Genomic DNA, 14,981 nt, shown 5'->3' on the forward strand with positions numbered 1-14,981 from the left:
CCGGCCATGACACATCGTGCGCGGATCGCCTTTCGGTGATCCGCATCGAAGATCACCTCACGCCAGCTTGCAGCCGCGTGCCGGATCGTCGACGGCGGCCTGCGCGATCGACACCAGTTCGTTGCGGCCGTTGCGCACCTCTCGCAGATAGATGTTCTGGATCGGGTTGTGCGCTTTGTTGAACGAGAGCGGACCGCGCGGTGAATCGATCTTCGCCGCACCCATCGCTGCGAACATCTTGTCCTGCGCCTTGGCATCGCCGCCGACGGCGTTAAGGCCGATATCGAACAGCGCCGCCGCGTCGTAGCCCTGCACGGCATAGATGTCGCCGTCGAGGCCGGTCTTGGCCTTGAACGCCTTCAGGAACGCGAGGTTGGCCGGGTTGTCGAGATTGTCGGCATAATGCAGCGTGGTCTTGATTCCGTTGGCAGCCTCGCCCTGCGCTGGAATGGTGCCGTCGGTGAGGAAGCCCGCACCATACAGCGGAATGGTCTTGTTCAGACCCGCCGCTGCGTAGTCCTTGACGAACTTCACCGCGCCGCCGCCGGCGAAGAACGAGAACACCGCGTCGGGTTTCAAGGTGGCGATACGCGTGATGAGCGCCTGGAATTCGACTTCCGGGAACGGCAGCGTGAGATCCTCGACGATCTTGCCGCCGGACCTGGTGAAGTTCTCCGAGAACGCGCTGATCATTTCCGCGCCGGCCGTATAACGCCAGGTGATGGTGACGACGTTCTTGATGCCCGCATCGAACATCACCTTTCCGGCGGGATAGGTCGACTGCCAGTTCGAGAACGAGGTACGGAACACGTTTGGCGCACACAGCGCACCGGTGGCGTCATTCGCGCCTGCATTCGGGATGATGAGCATCGTCTTGGTGTCGCGCGCCACTTTCACCATCGCCATGGCGACGCCGGAATGTACGGTGCCGACCACAACATCGACCTTCTCGCGCCCGACCAGCCGGTTCATGTTGTCGGTCGCGGCTTCCGGCTTGGATTCGTCGTCCACCTTGATGAACTGCACTTCGCGGCCGCCGAGCTTGAGGCCCTTCTGCTGATAGTAAAGCTCGAAGCCGTTATCGATGAACTGGCCGAGCTTTGCGAATGTGCCGGTATAGGGCAGCATCAGGCCGACTTTCAGCGGCGCGTTCTGCGCGATCGCGGGACTGAACAGGCGCGGCGTCACGGCGAGCGTCGCGGCTCCCGCCGCGCCGGACAGCAGCGTCCTGCGGCTTACCTTCATGATTTTCGACATTGGCGTCTCCCTCTCGTTCGTTTTTATGGTTGAATCCGATTGCAGCACGCATGACCCGCCGGTTTCAAGATCGGCCTTGTGCCCATCAGGCCGGACATCCGATCCAGTCGCCGCATCCATCGTCGTCGAGCCGTTTGAGATCCGCGGCGCGGCGCGACAACACCGCGCGCTGGTTGATGTAGCCCTTGTCGGTGATTTCGCCGCCATCGACCGACGGCAGATCCGCCAGCAGCAACGCGCGCGTCGCAAAGCTCGACGAGCCGCCGCCCTTCCCCTTCAGGAGTGCGAGCCCCTGCGCCACCGCCTCGCGCACGGCGGGCGAACGCAGCACTTCGGCAACATCAGCGTCCGGCAGTTTCGTCAGCGCGCGGCAGGCCGGGATGTTCGGAAACACCAGGAAGCGAACTTCATCCTGATTATGACCGGCCACCACGATGTCCTGCGCCAGCGGCGCCAGCGCGGCGATGCCCGCAATGCGCAGCGCACCGACGCTGACCCAGGTGCCGGAGGTGAGCTTGAAGTCCTCGGCGACACGGCCATCGAAAAACAATCCGAGCTCGGGTCGCGCGGCATCCGCGAAAACCATCGCATCGCCCATCATGTAAAAACCGTCGGCATCGAACGCTTTCGCGGTCTGCTCCGGCGCTTTCCAGTAGCCCGGCGTCACGTTCGGGCCGCGCACCCGCGCCTCGAGCTTCTCGCCTGACGGCACCAGCTTGATTTCCGTACCCGGGATCGGGACACCGATATTGCCGGAGCGCTGCGCCTGAAAGTGGCAATCGGTGGCCAGCGGCGCGGTCTCGGTCGAACCCCATGCCGACACCATCGGCACCGCGTGGCCGACGGTCGCGACCGACAGCGCCTCCAGCGCATCCCACAGATTCTGCGGCAACGCCGCCGCCGCATAGAAGAGCAGCGTCACCTGCGAGAAGAAGCGCCGGCGCAGCTCGTCGTCCTCGCGCAATGCCGCGATCAGCATGTCGTAGCCGCGCGGCACGTTGAAGTACACCGTCGGTATCACGTCCCGCAGATTGGCCAGCGACAATACGAACAGGCCGGGCGCCGGCTTGCCGCTGTCGATATACAGCGTGCCGCCGTTGCGCAGCACGCAGTTGAAATTGTGATTGGCGCCGAAGGTATGGCTCCACGGCAGCCAGTCGAGCGTGGTGAGACCGGGCTCGCCGAGAAACGGCCAGGTCTGAGCTTTCGCAGCCTGATTGGACGTCAGCATGCGCTGGGTGTTGATCACCGCCTTCGGCGTTCCGGTCGAACCCGAGGTGAACAGAAACTTTGCGATGGTGTCATGGCTGACGGCGGCGAAGGCGCGCGCGACATCCGGCGTTTCCGCAGCGGCGGTCAGAGATGAAAACGCGATCGCGTTGTCGAACCCGCCCGGATCGCCCGCGACCACGATCGCCGTATGCAGCGGCGCGATGGCATTGAGCGCAGGCGCAAACATCTTCGCACTGGACACATAAATCGCGCCGGGATCGAGCAGCGCGATCATGCTCTTCAGCTTGTCGAAGTCCTTCGACACCAGCGAATAGGCTGGCGACACCGACGCCGCAGGCACGCCGACATGCATCGCCGCCAGCATGAACACGGCATGGTCCACCGAATTATCGGAGAGGATCGCAAGCGGACGTTCCGCGCTCATGCCCTGCGCGAGAATCCAGGCGCCTGCGGCGCGCACACGCCGCAGCGTTTCGCGATAGGTCAGCCTGGTCCACGGCGCATCGGCACTACCGCGCTCCGCAAGAAATACGGTGTCCGGCGTCTCACGCGCCCACTGCTCGAGCCAGTCGCCGACACAGCGCGCGAACGGCTGCAACGGCGTCACCGATTTCAGCCAGATGCTGCCATCGGCCTTTCGCTCGGCCACGATACTGGGATTGGCGAACAGCGCCTGCGCACTGGCCTGACGATGGGCGGCCGCCGCCATCATGACTGGGCCCGGAGCGCGCCAGCCGGCATCTCTTCCGCCGCAGGTACTGCGAACGCAGGCATTGGCTTCCCTCCCTCGGGGACTGCATGCTTTAGAATAATAATGCAGTTCTTCCTGCCGCTCTTCGGCGACTGATGCAATATAATGCAGATAGTTTAGAGCGTGTCAATCGCCGTCCGCGCTCTGCGGCTGCGGCAGCATGCCGCCTAAAAATTGGTCTCAGGGCCGATTCGAGGCGCGGCTTCTGGCAAAGGCCGGCCCCTCGCTGCTGATACCAAACCCTTGTTTTGCATTGGCAATCTCTCGCGCATGCGCTTCCGCCGTGTGTTGTACACAATGGCACACCGCTTGCTTCGTTAACGCCGATTAACGAAGGCGATGCGAATGCCACCGACCAAAAATTTGCTCGCAGCCGAACCCGCGCCCGTCGAACTGGCGTGGGCGAAGACCGCGCTCGTGATCATCGATATGCAGCGGGATTTTCTCGAGCCCGGCGGCTTCGGCGAGACGCTCGGCAACGATGTCTCGCAGCTCACCCGCGCGGTGAAACCCTGCGGCGACGTACTGGCCGCGTTTCGCGGAGCGGGCCTTCTGGTGATTCACACGCGCGAAGGGCATCTGCCCGATCTGTCCGATGCGCCGCCCGCCAAGATCGAGCGCGGCGCGCCGTCGTTGCGGATCGGCGATCCCGGCCCGATGGGCCGCATTCTCATTCGCGGCGAAGCGGGCCACGACATCGTGCCGCCGCTCTATCCGGTCAAGGGCGAGATCGTGATCGACAAGCCGGGCAAGGGTGCGTTCTACGCCACCGAGCTTGGCGAAATTCTCAAGCAGCACGGCATCGACAATCTTCTGGTCTGCGGCGTCACCACCGAAGTCTGCGTCAACACCACCGTGCGCGAAGCCAACGACCGCGGCTATCGGTGCGTGGTGCTGGCGGATTGCTGCGCCTCCTACTTCCCGGAATTTCACGAGATGGGCCTGCGCATGATCAAGGCGCAAGGCGGAATCTTCGGCTGGGTCAGCTCGTCTTCCGAGGTTTTGAAAGCACTGAATTCCGAACCATCGAAAATGATTGCATAGGGGCGCGCGATGAGCACATCAGACACGGCGACTTCCGGCAAAACGATCCTGTGGGCGCCCGGCGACTGGAACGCCTTCTTCGGCTTCGGCACCAACATCCTTGTCAACATGCTGACGCTGACGGCGCTGCTGCGCTTTGTGCTCAAGATGCCGGACTCGCTGGTGTTCGGCCGCATCCTGCCCGCGCTCGGTCTGATGATGTGTCTCTCCACGGTTTATTACGCCTGGCTGGCCTATCGCCTCGCGCAAAAGACCGGACGGAACGATGTCTGCGCGCTGCCGTCGGGCGTCAGCGTGCCGCACATGTTCATCGTCACCTTCGTCATCATGCTGCCGATCCTGCTCAAGACCAACGATCCGATCAAGGCATGGGAAGCGGGCCTCACCTGGGTCTTCATCCAGAGCTTCATCCTGATGCTCGGCGGCTTCATCGCGCCATGGATCCAGCGCATTACGCCGCGCGCCGCGCTGCTCGGTACGCTGGCCGGCGTCTCCGTCGCCTTCATCTCGATGCGCCCGGCCTTCGAGATGTTCATGACGCCGGCGATTGGCCTGACATGCTTTGCCGTGATCCTCGCAAGCTGGTTCGGCGGCGTGAAATATCCGAAGAACATTCCGGCTGGCCTTGTCGCGATTTTTGTCGGCACCGTGATCGCGTGGGGGTCAAACATTTTCGGCCTCAACATCGGCGGCATGAGTCTGGCGAAACTCGGCGCGGCCTTCAGCAATATCGGCTTCTCGCTGCCGGTCCCCGCCGTCGGCCATGTGTTCTCCGGCTTCGAATTCATCGGCATTATTCTGGTCACCGCGATTCCGTTCGGCGTCTATGACCTCGTCGAGGCGATGGACAATGTGGAAAGTGCCGAAGCCGCCGGCGACCACTATCCGACCACGCGCGTGCTGACCGCCGACGGCGTCGTCAGCCTGATCGGCGCGCTGATGGGGAATCCCTTTATAAATGCAGTCTATATCGGCCATCCCGGCTGGAAGGCGATGGGCGGGCGCATCGGCTATTCCGCCGCCACCGGCCTGATGGTGATCGTGCTGGCGTGGCTGGGTGTGATCTCGCTGCTGCTCAATCTCGTGCCCGTGGTCGCGATCCTGCCGATCCTGCTTTACATCGGCATGCTGGTGGGCGCGCAGGCGTTTCAGGCTACGCCTGCTTCTCACGCACCGGCCATCGTGCTGGCACTGACCCCGCATCTCGCCGCATGGGGCAAGACCCTTGTGGACGGCGCGCTCACGGCGGCTGGCACCAGCGCCGCCGCTGTCGGCATGGAGAAGTTAGGTGCCACCGGCGTGCTCTATCACGGCCTCGAAATTCTCGGCGAAGGCTCGATTCTTTCGGGCCTCGTGCTGGCCGCGATGGCGGTGTTCGTGATCGAGCGCGATTTCATCAAGGCTTCCGCCTTTGCAGCCGCAGGCGCGGTGCTGACTTTCTTCGGTTTCATGCACGGCCCGGCGGTGGGCATCGCCGTGACGCCGGGCGTGGCGCTGGCCTATGCTCTGGTGGCTGCGGGCTTTTTCGCTTACGTCCGTTCTGGCGCGGCTGCGCCAATGCCGAAAACTGCCGCCGTACCCGCTGAATGAAATTCCCACGAATAACGACAGGAAGCGATTTGTGACCGAGACTGTTGCCGAGATCGTCGCCGCGCATCGCGCGGGGACAACATCACCTGCGAAGACTGTTGCGCGCAGCTTCCAGCGCATTCGCGATCATGGTGATCCCGCGGTTTTCATCAATCTGCGCAACGAGGCCGAAGCCATCGCTGAGGCAGAAGCACTTGCGGCGAAAGGCGACACTTCCTTGCCGCTGTACGGCGTGCCGGTCGCGGTGAAGGACAATATCGACGTCGCGGGTCTTCCGACCACCGCCGCATGTCCGGCGTTCTCATACACGCCAACGCAGGACGCCAACACCGTGGCGCGACTGCGCGCGGCCGGCGCCATCGTCATCGGCAAGACCAATCTCGATCAGTTCGCGACAGGCCTTGTCGGCGTGCGCTCGCCTTACGGCATTCCGAAGAATCCAGTGAACGGCGATCTCGTGCCGGGCGGATCGAGTTCAGGCTCTGCGGTTGCCGTGTCGGCGGGCCTTGTGCCGCTGTCGCTCGGCACCGACACCGCGGGCTCCGGCCGTGTGCCCGCGATGCTCAACAACATTGTCGGCCTCAAGCCGTCGCTCGGGTTGATGTCGACCTCCGGCGTGCTGCCGGCCTGCCGCACGCTGGACTGCGTCTCGATCTTTTCGCTCAATGTCGATGACGCCATGATCGCACTCAATGTCATGGCCGGATACGACGCCGCCGATCCCTATTCGCGCGATCGCTTCGTCGGGCCGGTGACGGACTTTCCGCCCGGCATCCGGATCGGCATTCCGCGCAAGGGCCAGTTAAAATTCTTCGGCGACACTGTCTCGGAGAAAAGTTACGACGCCGCCGTGGCGCGGCTGATCGCGCTCGGCGCGGTGCCGGTCGAATTCGACCTCGCGCCGTTCTATGAGACCGCGCAACTGCTCTATGAAGGCCCGTGGGTGGCGGAGCGCTATCTGGTGATCCGCGACCTGCTCGCGAAAGATCAGGATGCCGTGCATCCTGTGACCCGCGAGATTACGCTGAAGGGCGAGAAGATCACCGCCGCCGACACGTTTGCTGCGCTCTACAGGCTGGAAGCGATGCGGCAGATCAGCCGCACCACATTCGAGAGCATCGACGCGATGGTGCTGCCGACCGCGCCGACCGCCTATACGGTCGAGCAGGTGCTGGCCAATCCGATCGAACTCAACAGCCGCAACGGCACCTACACCAATTTCGTCAACCTGCTCGACATGTGCGGCCTCGCCGTGCCTGCCGCGATGCGCGCGGACGGCATTCCGTTCGGTATCACCCTGCTCGCACCCGCCGGACACGATGCGCAGCTCGCCACCATCGGGCGCGTGTTCCACGCCGACACAAAACTCAAAACTGGTGCGAAGGGTGTCCCTCAACCGCCGCTCGCGCCTGTGTCGAAAAAACCCGGCACCGACGAGGTGGCGATTGTCGCGGTCGGCGCGCATCTGTCGGGCATGGCGCTCAATCATGAACTGCTGTCGCTCGGCGGGCGGCTGATCGAGGCGACATCGACCGCGCCCGACTACAAACTCTACGCGCTGAAAGGCACCGTGCCGCCGAAACCCGGCATGCTGCGCGTCGAACCCGGCGCAGGGGCAGCCATTGCCGTCGAGGTCTGGGCACTGCCGACAAAGGCGTTCGGCGCATTCGTCGCCGCAATTCCTTCGCCGCTGTCCATCGGCACCGTGCGTCTCGCCGACGGCTCTGGTGTAAAGGGCTTTCTGGTCGAAGCCGCGGCGACCGAAGGCGCGCGCGACATCACCTCGTTCGGCGGCTGGCGCGCTTTCGTCGCGGCACAGGCGAAATCGGCGTAGGGATTTTTCTTTTATGAAACTCTCTCCGCTCATTCCCGCGAAAGCGGGGATCCAGTTCTTCGAGAACTGGGTCCCCGCCTCCGCGGGGACGAACGGGATTACCTTACGCCCTACACCTCAGCCCACTGCCGAAGCATGTTGTGATAGAAGCCCGTCAGTGAGACAATCGACGGATGATCCGGCACGTCCTGGTTCAGCCGGATGATCGCCATGTCGAGATCGAACAGCATCGCGCGATGGCTGACATCGCGGATCATGCTCTGGGTCCAGAAGAACGATGCAATGCGCGAGCCGCGCGTGATGGGCGTCACATGATGGACGCTGGTTGCGGGATAGATGATGGCGTCGCCCGCGGGCAGCTTGACGCTGTGGCTGCCGTAAGTGTCTTCGACCACCAGCTCGCCGCCGTCATAGTCCTCGGGCGATGAAATGAACAATGTCGTCGAGACGTCGGTGCGGATGCGGATCGGCTGCTGCGGATGGGTGCGGATCGCGTTGTCGATGTGCGATCCGAACGTCATGCCGGCGTCGTAGCGGTTGAACAGCGGCGGGAAGATCTGCATCGGCAGCACCGCCGACATGAACAGCGGATTGCGCGACAGTGCACCGCGCACCATGTCGCCCAGCTCGCGCGCCTCCGCGGACTCTTCAGGCAGTTGCAGGTTGAACTTGACCTTGCCCGACTGATGTCCGGCGGTGACGTTGCCGTCGACCCACGCGGCTTTGGTCATGACCTCCTTGCAGCGCGCGACCTGCTCGGGCGTCAGCACATTGGGGATGTGCAGCATCATGGCGTCGGCTCCTTCATTGACGCGACTTCGTTAGCGCCGAAACACGTTTCGTCCAAGCCCCTTGGCAGAAACCTGCCGATCACAACCAAACGGCCGCCCGGAAGGGGCGGCCGCATAGCAGGGCATAACGGCTTCACCGTTTACTTGACGACCGGCGTCGCCGCCGGCGGCGGCTCGAACCGGTAGCGATAGGTCAGGGAGGCGGAGCGTCCTGAAGCCGGCACCACGTTGCCGCCGGAATACTGCGAATAATACAACTTGTCGGTGATGTTGTAGACGTTGAGCTGCAATGTCGAATTCGGCGTGACTTTGTACGCCACCATCGCATCGAACTTCCAGTAGTCCGGAACATAGCTCACGTTGGTCTGACTTGCGTAAGCCATAGACTGGTAAGTCGTGCCGCCACCGACGGTCCAGTCCGGCGTGATCGCATAGGTCGACCAGACGGTCAGGTTGTGGTGCGGCGTATTCGGGAGTTCGCGACCGAGGATGCTGAGGTCGCGGGTGTCCAGAATCCTTGACTGAAGATAACTGTAACCGGCGAACAAACTCCACTGTTCCGACAGCTTGCCGACCACGCCAAGTTCGACACCGTCAACGCGGGCGATGCCGTCCAGAACCGAGACAGTCGTATTGACCGGATCGACAATGCGGAGATTGGTTTTCTCGATCCGGAAGATCGAGCCGGTCACACCCAGTTCCTTGGTCACGTCGATCTTGGTACCGACCTCGATCGTTTTGGTCTGTTCAGGCGCGAGACCTGCCACGCTTGCATTGGTCAGCGTGCCGAGCTCCGCCGACGGATTGTAGGCATTGCCGTAAGCAATGTAGACGCTCGAATTCTGGGTCGGATGTCCCACGGCGCCGACGCGGTAGCTCACCAGATTATCGACCCGCGCGAGATGCTGGTTGGCAATCAGCGCCTGATTGTAATCATCATAGGTCGTGCTGAAGCGGTCGTAGCGAATGGAGCCTAACACCTCAAAGTACTTGTTAAACTTCACCTGATCGCTGACGAAGACAGCCTGATTGTTTGCGGACGTATTGATCGGCAAATATGTCTTGATCGCACCGCCGGTCGGAGAACCGATCGGATAAGGGCTCATCACGTTTTCCCGGCAAGCGGCGTTGGCCGGATCGCACAGATCAACGCGCCCTTGATACCGGGTCTCGTTAGTGAACTCCATGCCCGCAGCGAGGGTATGCCGGACGCCCCATGTCTCGAACTTCGCCGTGAGATCCGTCTGATTGACCAGATAAGTATTATTGGTCTGGCGCTCGCGGCGTTCGCGCCCGATCGTCATGTTGTTCGGATCGGCATTGAACGGGAAGTTTGGAGGCCCCCAAACACCGGTGCCGACAACGTTCGCACCGAAGCCGAAGTTACGCAGCGCGGTGGGGCGCGAAAAGCGCTCGTTGTCGATGTATCGGGTCGCGTTGGACAGCTTCACCTGATCGGTGATCTCGCGATCGACCTTGATCGTGGCGATATGGGTTTCAACCTGCGTGATATCACGCAACGCGCCGTCCCTGACACCGAACCATGTTGAGCGCGGGGTCGGCATCGGCGGTGTCGCCTGCCCATTGCCGTAATAACCCGGGTTCGTCAGAACTCCGGTTGCTGCGCTGTAGGCCGGTGTCGGCAAGAAAGTGAAGCCGTAGTCCGGCCTGCCCTCTTCACCCTGATAGATATAGCTCAGCGTCACCTTGGTCTTGTCGTCGACATTCGCCGAAATCGACGGCGCGACACCCCAGCGCCGGGTGTAAACATCGTCGCGCGTGGGGGTGTTCACATCCTGATACAGCGCCGCGATACGGCCGGAGACTTCGCCCTTGGTGCCGGCGGCATCTACTTCCGCACGCACGCCGGGACCCGTTGTGCCGGTGACCGTTCCTTCGATGTAAGGAACAGGAGCGAACGTCGGCAGCTTGCTCGCGACGTTGATGGCGCCGCCGGTCGCGCCGCGGCCGAACGCGAACGCCGACGGTCCCTTGTACACTTCGACGGCATTGCCCGAGAACAGATCGCGCGTGTACCAGCCCGGATCGCGCATGCCGTCACGGAAAAGATCGCCGCGCGCAGCAAAGCCGCGGATGATCGGACTGTCGCCCTGCTGGCCGCCCTCACCCGCGGCGAACGTAATGCCAGGAACGGTACGCAGCGCGTCTTCCATCGTGGTCTGGCGCTGCTCCTGCATGACCTGTTGCGGCACCACGTTGATGGTCTGCGGCGTGTCGCGCAGCGGGGTCGGGATGCGCGAGAGTTGCGACTGGGTCGCCTGATAACCACCGCCGCCGCCATTGCCAGCGGTTTCCACGTCGATGGTCGGGAGCGCTTCCTGCGCCATTGCATTGGTCGCCAGCATCACCGATGCGAGGCCAAACATCGCGGGGCCGGGTTTGCGCACCGAAGCGCGGATGAAGGGTGACGATACGGACGATCCGGCGGCGGCGAGCGGCGCGGCGGAGACCGCTACGTCCTGCTTCTGCTTTTTTACCGGTTTGATGACCCTGTTGAACCTGTTCCGCATCGCTTGCCCCACCACTCAACTTGCCGCGCGTTCATCCGAACGGCGATTTCCAGCCAGCTTTTGAAAAATGCAGGCCTGCAGGGCAAGGCTTTGAAATTAGAACATCTGCAAACTGACGCTTCAGATACGTTCGCCGATTGCAACATGACGCGCAGCGGGACTAGAACAAGCGCAGAAGTGCACCATCGCACTTGCAGTTACGTATTTTTAGAATCTCTCCAAACTCACTGAATTAGAAACAGTCTAAATGCCGACAGCAACTTCGACACACCAGCGCGGATCCCTGAAGCGGCTCTGGCGCAACATTCATCTGTGGCTCGGCATTGGCCTGTTCGTTCTGCTGGTGCCTGTCGCGCTGTCCGGCGCGCTGCTCGTCTATCACGACGACATCGGCGAGTTCATGAGCACGCCAAGCGGAGCGGTGGCGCCATCGAAGCCGACTGATCTGACACTCGCCATCGCAAATGCGCGCAAGGCTGCCGGCGACGGCTTCACGCCGATGTCGATCAGCTTTCCCGAAGACAACCGGGTGCCGCTGACGATCGCGCTCCGCGGGCCCGCGGCGAAGGGCGAGCGTCCGGTGCGGCTGACGGCGACGATCGACCGTCACGATGCGCACGTGCTCAGCATTGTGAACTTTCGCGACACGTTCTTCGGCTTCCTGCACGTGTTTCACGAGAACCTGACGATCCCGGACTACGGACGCAGCATTGTCGGATGGACCGGCGTCGCGATGCTGACGCTGGCGCTCACCGGCCTTTACCTGTGGTGGCCGCGGCACGGCCAGTGGTCGCGCGCTTTCGTCTGGCGGCGCAGCCCGGCGACATCCTCGAACCTCCATTACATGACCGGCTTCTGGATCTGCTTTCCGCTGGCGCTGATCTCGTTGACCGGAATTTATCTGGCGTGGCCGCAACAGGGACGCGAACTCCTGTCGTCGTTGGCGCCAATGACGCCGCAACAGCAGCGCGGCGGCGGACCGGGAGGCCAGGTGATGGCCAACACCGCGCGTTCTCCTGCCGAAATTTTCGCAACCGCAGCCGCACGGCCGAACTCGGCTGTCGACGCGATCTTCTATCCGAATCCGCAAACCGGCGCGTGGCGCGTCAGGCTGCACGAGGACGGCAAGGCCGAACCGGTGACGATCATGATCAACGATCGCAGCGGCGAGGTGAGTGTCGTCCAGCCGCTGTCCGGTGACCGGACCGCGTCCTGGATTCGCTGGCTGCATGAAGGCAGCCATTCGGGCGAAGTCTGGCGTTTCGTCGTGTTCCTGAGCGGCATCATGCCGACTGTGCTCGGCATCACCGGCATTCTGGTCTGGCTGCGGCAGCGCCGTCAGCGCGCGCTGATGAAGCGCACCAATGCCGGTGCGGGAGCGAAACCTGTGCCCGTCGGCGACGCTGCACCGGCCGAATAGCCCATTAACCCGGACGGACTGACTTCCTAGAGCCGGAGGATTCATCGGCGCTGCGGGAGTCCGTCTGCCCTTTCCATCCCGCGTTACGCGCTGTTGAGAATCAATCGCAAATCTCTTGTTGCGAATAATTCGCACTTGCATTATCAACTTCCTGCGAGCAGCGGTGAGTGGGGTGAAATGCGTTTGAAATCATTGGTTTCCGCGGCGGGCATGGCCTGCGTATCGGTCACAGCCGCCGATATCAGCCAAGGTCAGGCCCAGCATGTGCTGCCGGAAATCGCAGTCTCCGCACCGGCCCCCACCGGCAACACGTCTGCCGACGGCCTCCAGCGCGGCCCGGTCAATGTCATCGACAACACCTATCAGTCGGCCACCGCGATCACCGGCCGCGAAATCCAGCGCAGCAACGCCGCCTCGCTCGCCGATCTTCTGTCCGGTCTTCCGGGGGTTTCGGCATCGACCTTTGCGCCGGGCGCCAGCCGCCCGAACATCCGCGGTCTCGACGACTATCGCGTGCGCGTGCAGGAAAACGGCATCGGCACCCAGGACGCATCCGACTTCAGTCAGGATCACGTCGTTCCGGTCGATCCGCTCGCCGCCGACAAGGTCGAGGTGATCCGCGGACCGGCGACGCTACGCTACGGATCGCAGGCGATCGGCGGCGTGGTGAGCGCCACCAACAACCGCATTCCGGAGAAGCCGGTCGAGAATGGCTTCAGCGCGCGCTTCAAGGGCGGCGCGTCATCTGTAGACAATGGTCTCGACGGCGCAGTCAGCCTCGATGCCAGCGGCGGCAATGTCGCGGTCCATGCCGATGCTTACGGCCGGCGCGCCGGCGATTACCGGATTCCCGGCGGCGTGCAGGCGAACACGCGGCTGAACACCGAGGGACAATCGGTCGGCGGCTCCTACATGTTCGATGGCGGCTATATCGGCACCGCGATCCAGCACATCACCAGTCTCTACCACATCCCCGGCGTGGCCGATGCACAGCAGAATTCGCGCATCGACATGGAACAGACCAAATGGACCAGCAAGGGCGAGTGGCGCGCGCCGACTGACGGCATCGATGCGTTTCGTTTCACCTTCGGCGCCAGCAACTACAAGCACAACGAACTCGGCCTCGACGCCAATGGCGTCGACGCCTTGAAAAACATCATCAGGAACCGCGAACTCGAAGGCCGCTTCGAGTTCGACCATGCGGCGGTCGCGACCGCCATCGGTGCATTGACCGGAACATGGGGCGCGCAGTTCGGCCATCGCGAACTCGGCACCGACGGCAGTCTCGGCGGCCTGCTGGCGCAGACGAATACCAACACCGCGGCGGTGTTCGCGTTCGAACAGATTCAACTCACCGACACGCTGCGCATGCAGGGCGCGGGCCGCATCGAGAACCATATCGTCAAGGGGCTGGCGCCGACCTTCCCGGCGGACTTTCTGCCGCCGCCCAATACGTTTTCGGAGGAGCCTGCGCGGCGCACCTTCACGCCGAAAAGCACCAGCGTCGGCCTGCTGAAGAACCTGCCATGGGACATGGTGGCGACGCTGAATGCCCAATACGTTCAGCGTGCGCCTGCGGCGCCCGAGTTGTTCTCGCGCGGATCCGATGGCGCATCGGGCACGTTCGTGATCGGCAATCCCAATCTCAAGATCGAGACCGCGCAGACCGCCGAGATCGGCCTCAGGCGCGCCAAGGGTCAATTGCGGTTCGAGACCAGCGTCTACTACACCTTCTACAAGGACTTCATCTTCAAGCAGGTCACCGGAAATTTCTGCACCGACACCTTTGCCACCTGCGGCGCCACCGGCCCGCTGACGCAGGTCGCCTACGGTCAGCGCGATGCGACCTTCCGAGGCGCCGAAATCGCTGCCCAGCTTGACGTCACACCGCTCGGCGACGGCATGTTCGGAGTCGACGGGCAGTCCGACATCGTGCGGGCGACTTTCGCCGACGGAACCAACGTGCCGCGTATCGCACCGATGCGAGCTGGCGGCGGCGTGTGGTGGCGCAACGCCGAATGGTACACACGGGTCGGGCTGCTGCACGCCTTCGCGCAAAACGACGTGGGCCTCAACGAGACGCCCACCGGCGGTTACAATCTGCTCAAGGCAGAGGTGAGCTACACGCATACGTTCAACAGGACCGACAGCGGGCCGCGCGAACTCACCATCGGCCTGGCCGGCGACAACCTGCTTAACGAGCAGATTCGGAACCATATTTCGTTCAAGAAAGCCGAGGTCTTACAGCCCGGCCTCGGCGTGCGGCTGTTCACGAATGTGAGATTCTGAAGGCCCGATCGATCTGGAATCGTTCCAGTTTCGGCAGAATCTAGGTCCCCAGTGGCGACAAGGACATCGCAGTGCTTTATTATTCTGAAGGTACATCCTGCCTCTCGGCGAACGGCTATGGCCGCAGTGCCTCACTGCGGATTTATCGGCGAGAGCTTCGGACCAAAACTGCAAGACGGCGAAAACTGCGAAACAGCTATCAATCCGACGTTCCCCCGATGTCGGCTGCAAACGCGATTTG

General features: G+C 62.7%; 9 protein-coding genes. 5 read left to right on the top strand and 4 right to left on the bottom strand.

The genetic code is table 11. The annotated features are described in order from the left end of the window. Positions 1 to 57: 57 nt before the first annotated feature. Positions 58 to 1,257 carry an ABC transporter substrate-binding protein gene (locus tag ACP7AL_RS16180; protein WP_425992801.1) on the bottom strand — a complete coding sequence of 400 codons (1,200 nt, stop codon included), beginning with the start codon at positions 1,255 to 1,257 and terminating at the stop codon, positions 58 to 60. Between the two features lie 85 nt (positions 1,258 to 1,342). After that, a complete protein-coding gene (locus tag ACP7AL_RS16185) occupies positions 1,343 to 3,202 on the bottom strand; it encodes a feruloyl-CoA synthase (RefSeq protein WP_425992803.1) in 1,860 nt (619 codons plus the stop codon). Between the two features lie 384 nt (positions 3,203 to 3,586). Here ACP7AL_RS16185 and ACP7AL_RS16190 point away from each other — a divergent pair, with 384 nt between their 5' ends. The 3 genes from ACP7AL_RS16190 to atzF are packed head-to-tail and all read left to right on the top strand — an operon-like array spanning position 3,587 to position 7,709. After that, a complete protein-coding gene (locus ACP7AL_RS16190; RefSeq protein ID WP_425992805.1) occupies positions 3,587 to 4,285 on the top strand; it encodes a cysteine hydrolase family protein in 699 nt (232 codons plus the stop codon). Between the two features lie 9 nt (positions 4,286 to 4,294). After that, positions 4,295 to 5,875: a regulator gene (locus tag ACP7AL_RS16195; RefSeq protein ID WP_425992807.1), complete on the top strand. Its 1,581-nt coding sequence runs from the start codon at positions 4,295 to 4,297 to the stop codon at positions 5,873 to 5,875. A gap of 31 nt (positions 5,876 to 5,906) precedes the next feature. Next, positions 5,907 to 7,709 (top strand): allophanate hydrolase, encoded by a 1,803-nt coding sequence (gene atzF / locus ACP7AL_RS16200; protein ID WP_425992809.1) that lies wholly within the window; start codon positions 5,907 to 5,909, stop codon positions 7,707 to 7,709. Positions 7,710 to 7,819: 110 nt separating this feature from the next. Here the strand turns inward: atzF and ACP7AL_RS16205 are convergent, their stop codons facing one another. Together ACP7AL_RS16205 and ACP7AL_RS16210 are read right to left on the bottom strand one after the other, a co-directional pair. Continuing rightward, a complete protein-coding gene (locus ACP7AL_RS16205) occupies positions 7,820 to 8,500 on the bottom strand; it encodes a Fe2+-dependent dioxygenase (RefSeq protein WP_425992811.1) in 681 nt (226 codons plus the stop codon). Between the two features lie 140 nt (positions 8,501 to 8,640). Further along, positions 8,641 to 11,031 carry a TonB-dependent receptor gene (locus ACP7AL_RS16210; protein ID WP_425992813.1) on the bottom strand — a complete coding sequence of 797 codons (2,391 nt, stop codon included), beginning with the start codon at positions 11,029 to 11,031 and terminating at the stop codon, positions 8,641 to 8,643. Positions 11,032 to 11,278: 247 nt separating this feature from the next. Here ACP7AL_RS16210 and ACP7AL_RS16215 point away from each other — a divergent pair, with 247 nt between their 5' ends. Both ACP7AL_RS16215 and ACP7AL_RS16220 read left to right on the top strand, forming a co-directional pair. Then, positions 11,279 to 12,451 carry a PepSY-associated TM helix domain-containing protein gene (locus ACP7AL_RS16215; protein WP_425992815.1) on the top strand — a complete coding sequence of 391 codons (1,173 nt, stop codon included), beginning with the start codon at positions 11,279 to 11,281 and terminating at the stop codon, positions 12,449 to 12,451. A gap of 177 nt (positions 12,452 to 12,628) precedes the next feature. Continuing rightward, a complete protein-coding gene (locus ACP7AL_RS16220) occupies positions 12,629 to 14,740 on the top strand; it encodes a TonB-dependent receptor (protein ID WP_425992817.1) in 2,112 nt (703 codons plus the stop codon). Positions 14,741 to 14,981 lie beyond the last annotated feature (241 nt).

The organism is Afipia sp. DC4300-2b1, from assembly GCF_049895725.1.
GTDB lineage: Bacteria > Pseudomonadota > Alphaproteobacteria > Rhizobiales > Xanthobacteraceae > Afipia > Afipia broomeae.

Bases quoted from the DNA above. Each gene is read 5' to 3' on its own strand.
- ACP7AL_RS16180 (WP_425992801.1), bottom strand. From the start codon at position 1,257: ATGTCGAAAATCATGAAGGTAAGCCGCAGGACGCTGCTGTCCGGCGCG.
- ACP7AL_RS16205 (WP_425992811.1), bottom strand. From the start codon at position 8,500: ATGATGCTGCACATCCCCAATGTGCTGACGCCCGAGCAGGTCGCGCGC.
- ACP7AL_RS16185 (WP_425992803.1), bottom strand. From the start codon at position 3,202: ATGATGGCGGCGGCCGCCCATCGTCAGGCCAGTGCGCAGGCGCTGTTC.
- ACP7AL_RS16195 (WP_425992807.1), top strand. From the start codon at position 4,295: ATGAGCACATCAGACACGGCGACTTCCGGCAAAACGATCCTGTGGGCG.
- ACP7AL_RS16215 (WP_425992815.1), top strand. From the start codon at position 11,279: ATGCCGACAGCAACTTCGACACACCAGCGCGGATCCCTGAAGCGGCTC.
- ACP7AL_RS16220 (WP_425992817.1), top strand. From the start codon at position 12,629: ATGCGTTTGAAATCATTGGTTTCCGCGGCGGGCATGGCCTGCGTATCG.
- ACP7AL_RS16190 (WP_425992805.1), top strand. From the start codon at position 3,587: ATGCCACCGACCAAAAATTTGCTCGCAGCCGAACCCGCGCCCGTCGAA.
- ACP7AL_RS16210 (WP_425992813.1), bottom strand. From the start codon at position 11,031: ATGCGGAACAGGTTCAACAGGGTCATCAAACCGGTAAAAAAGCAGAAG.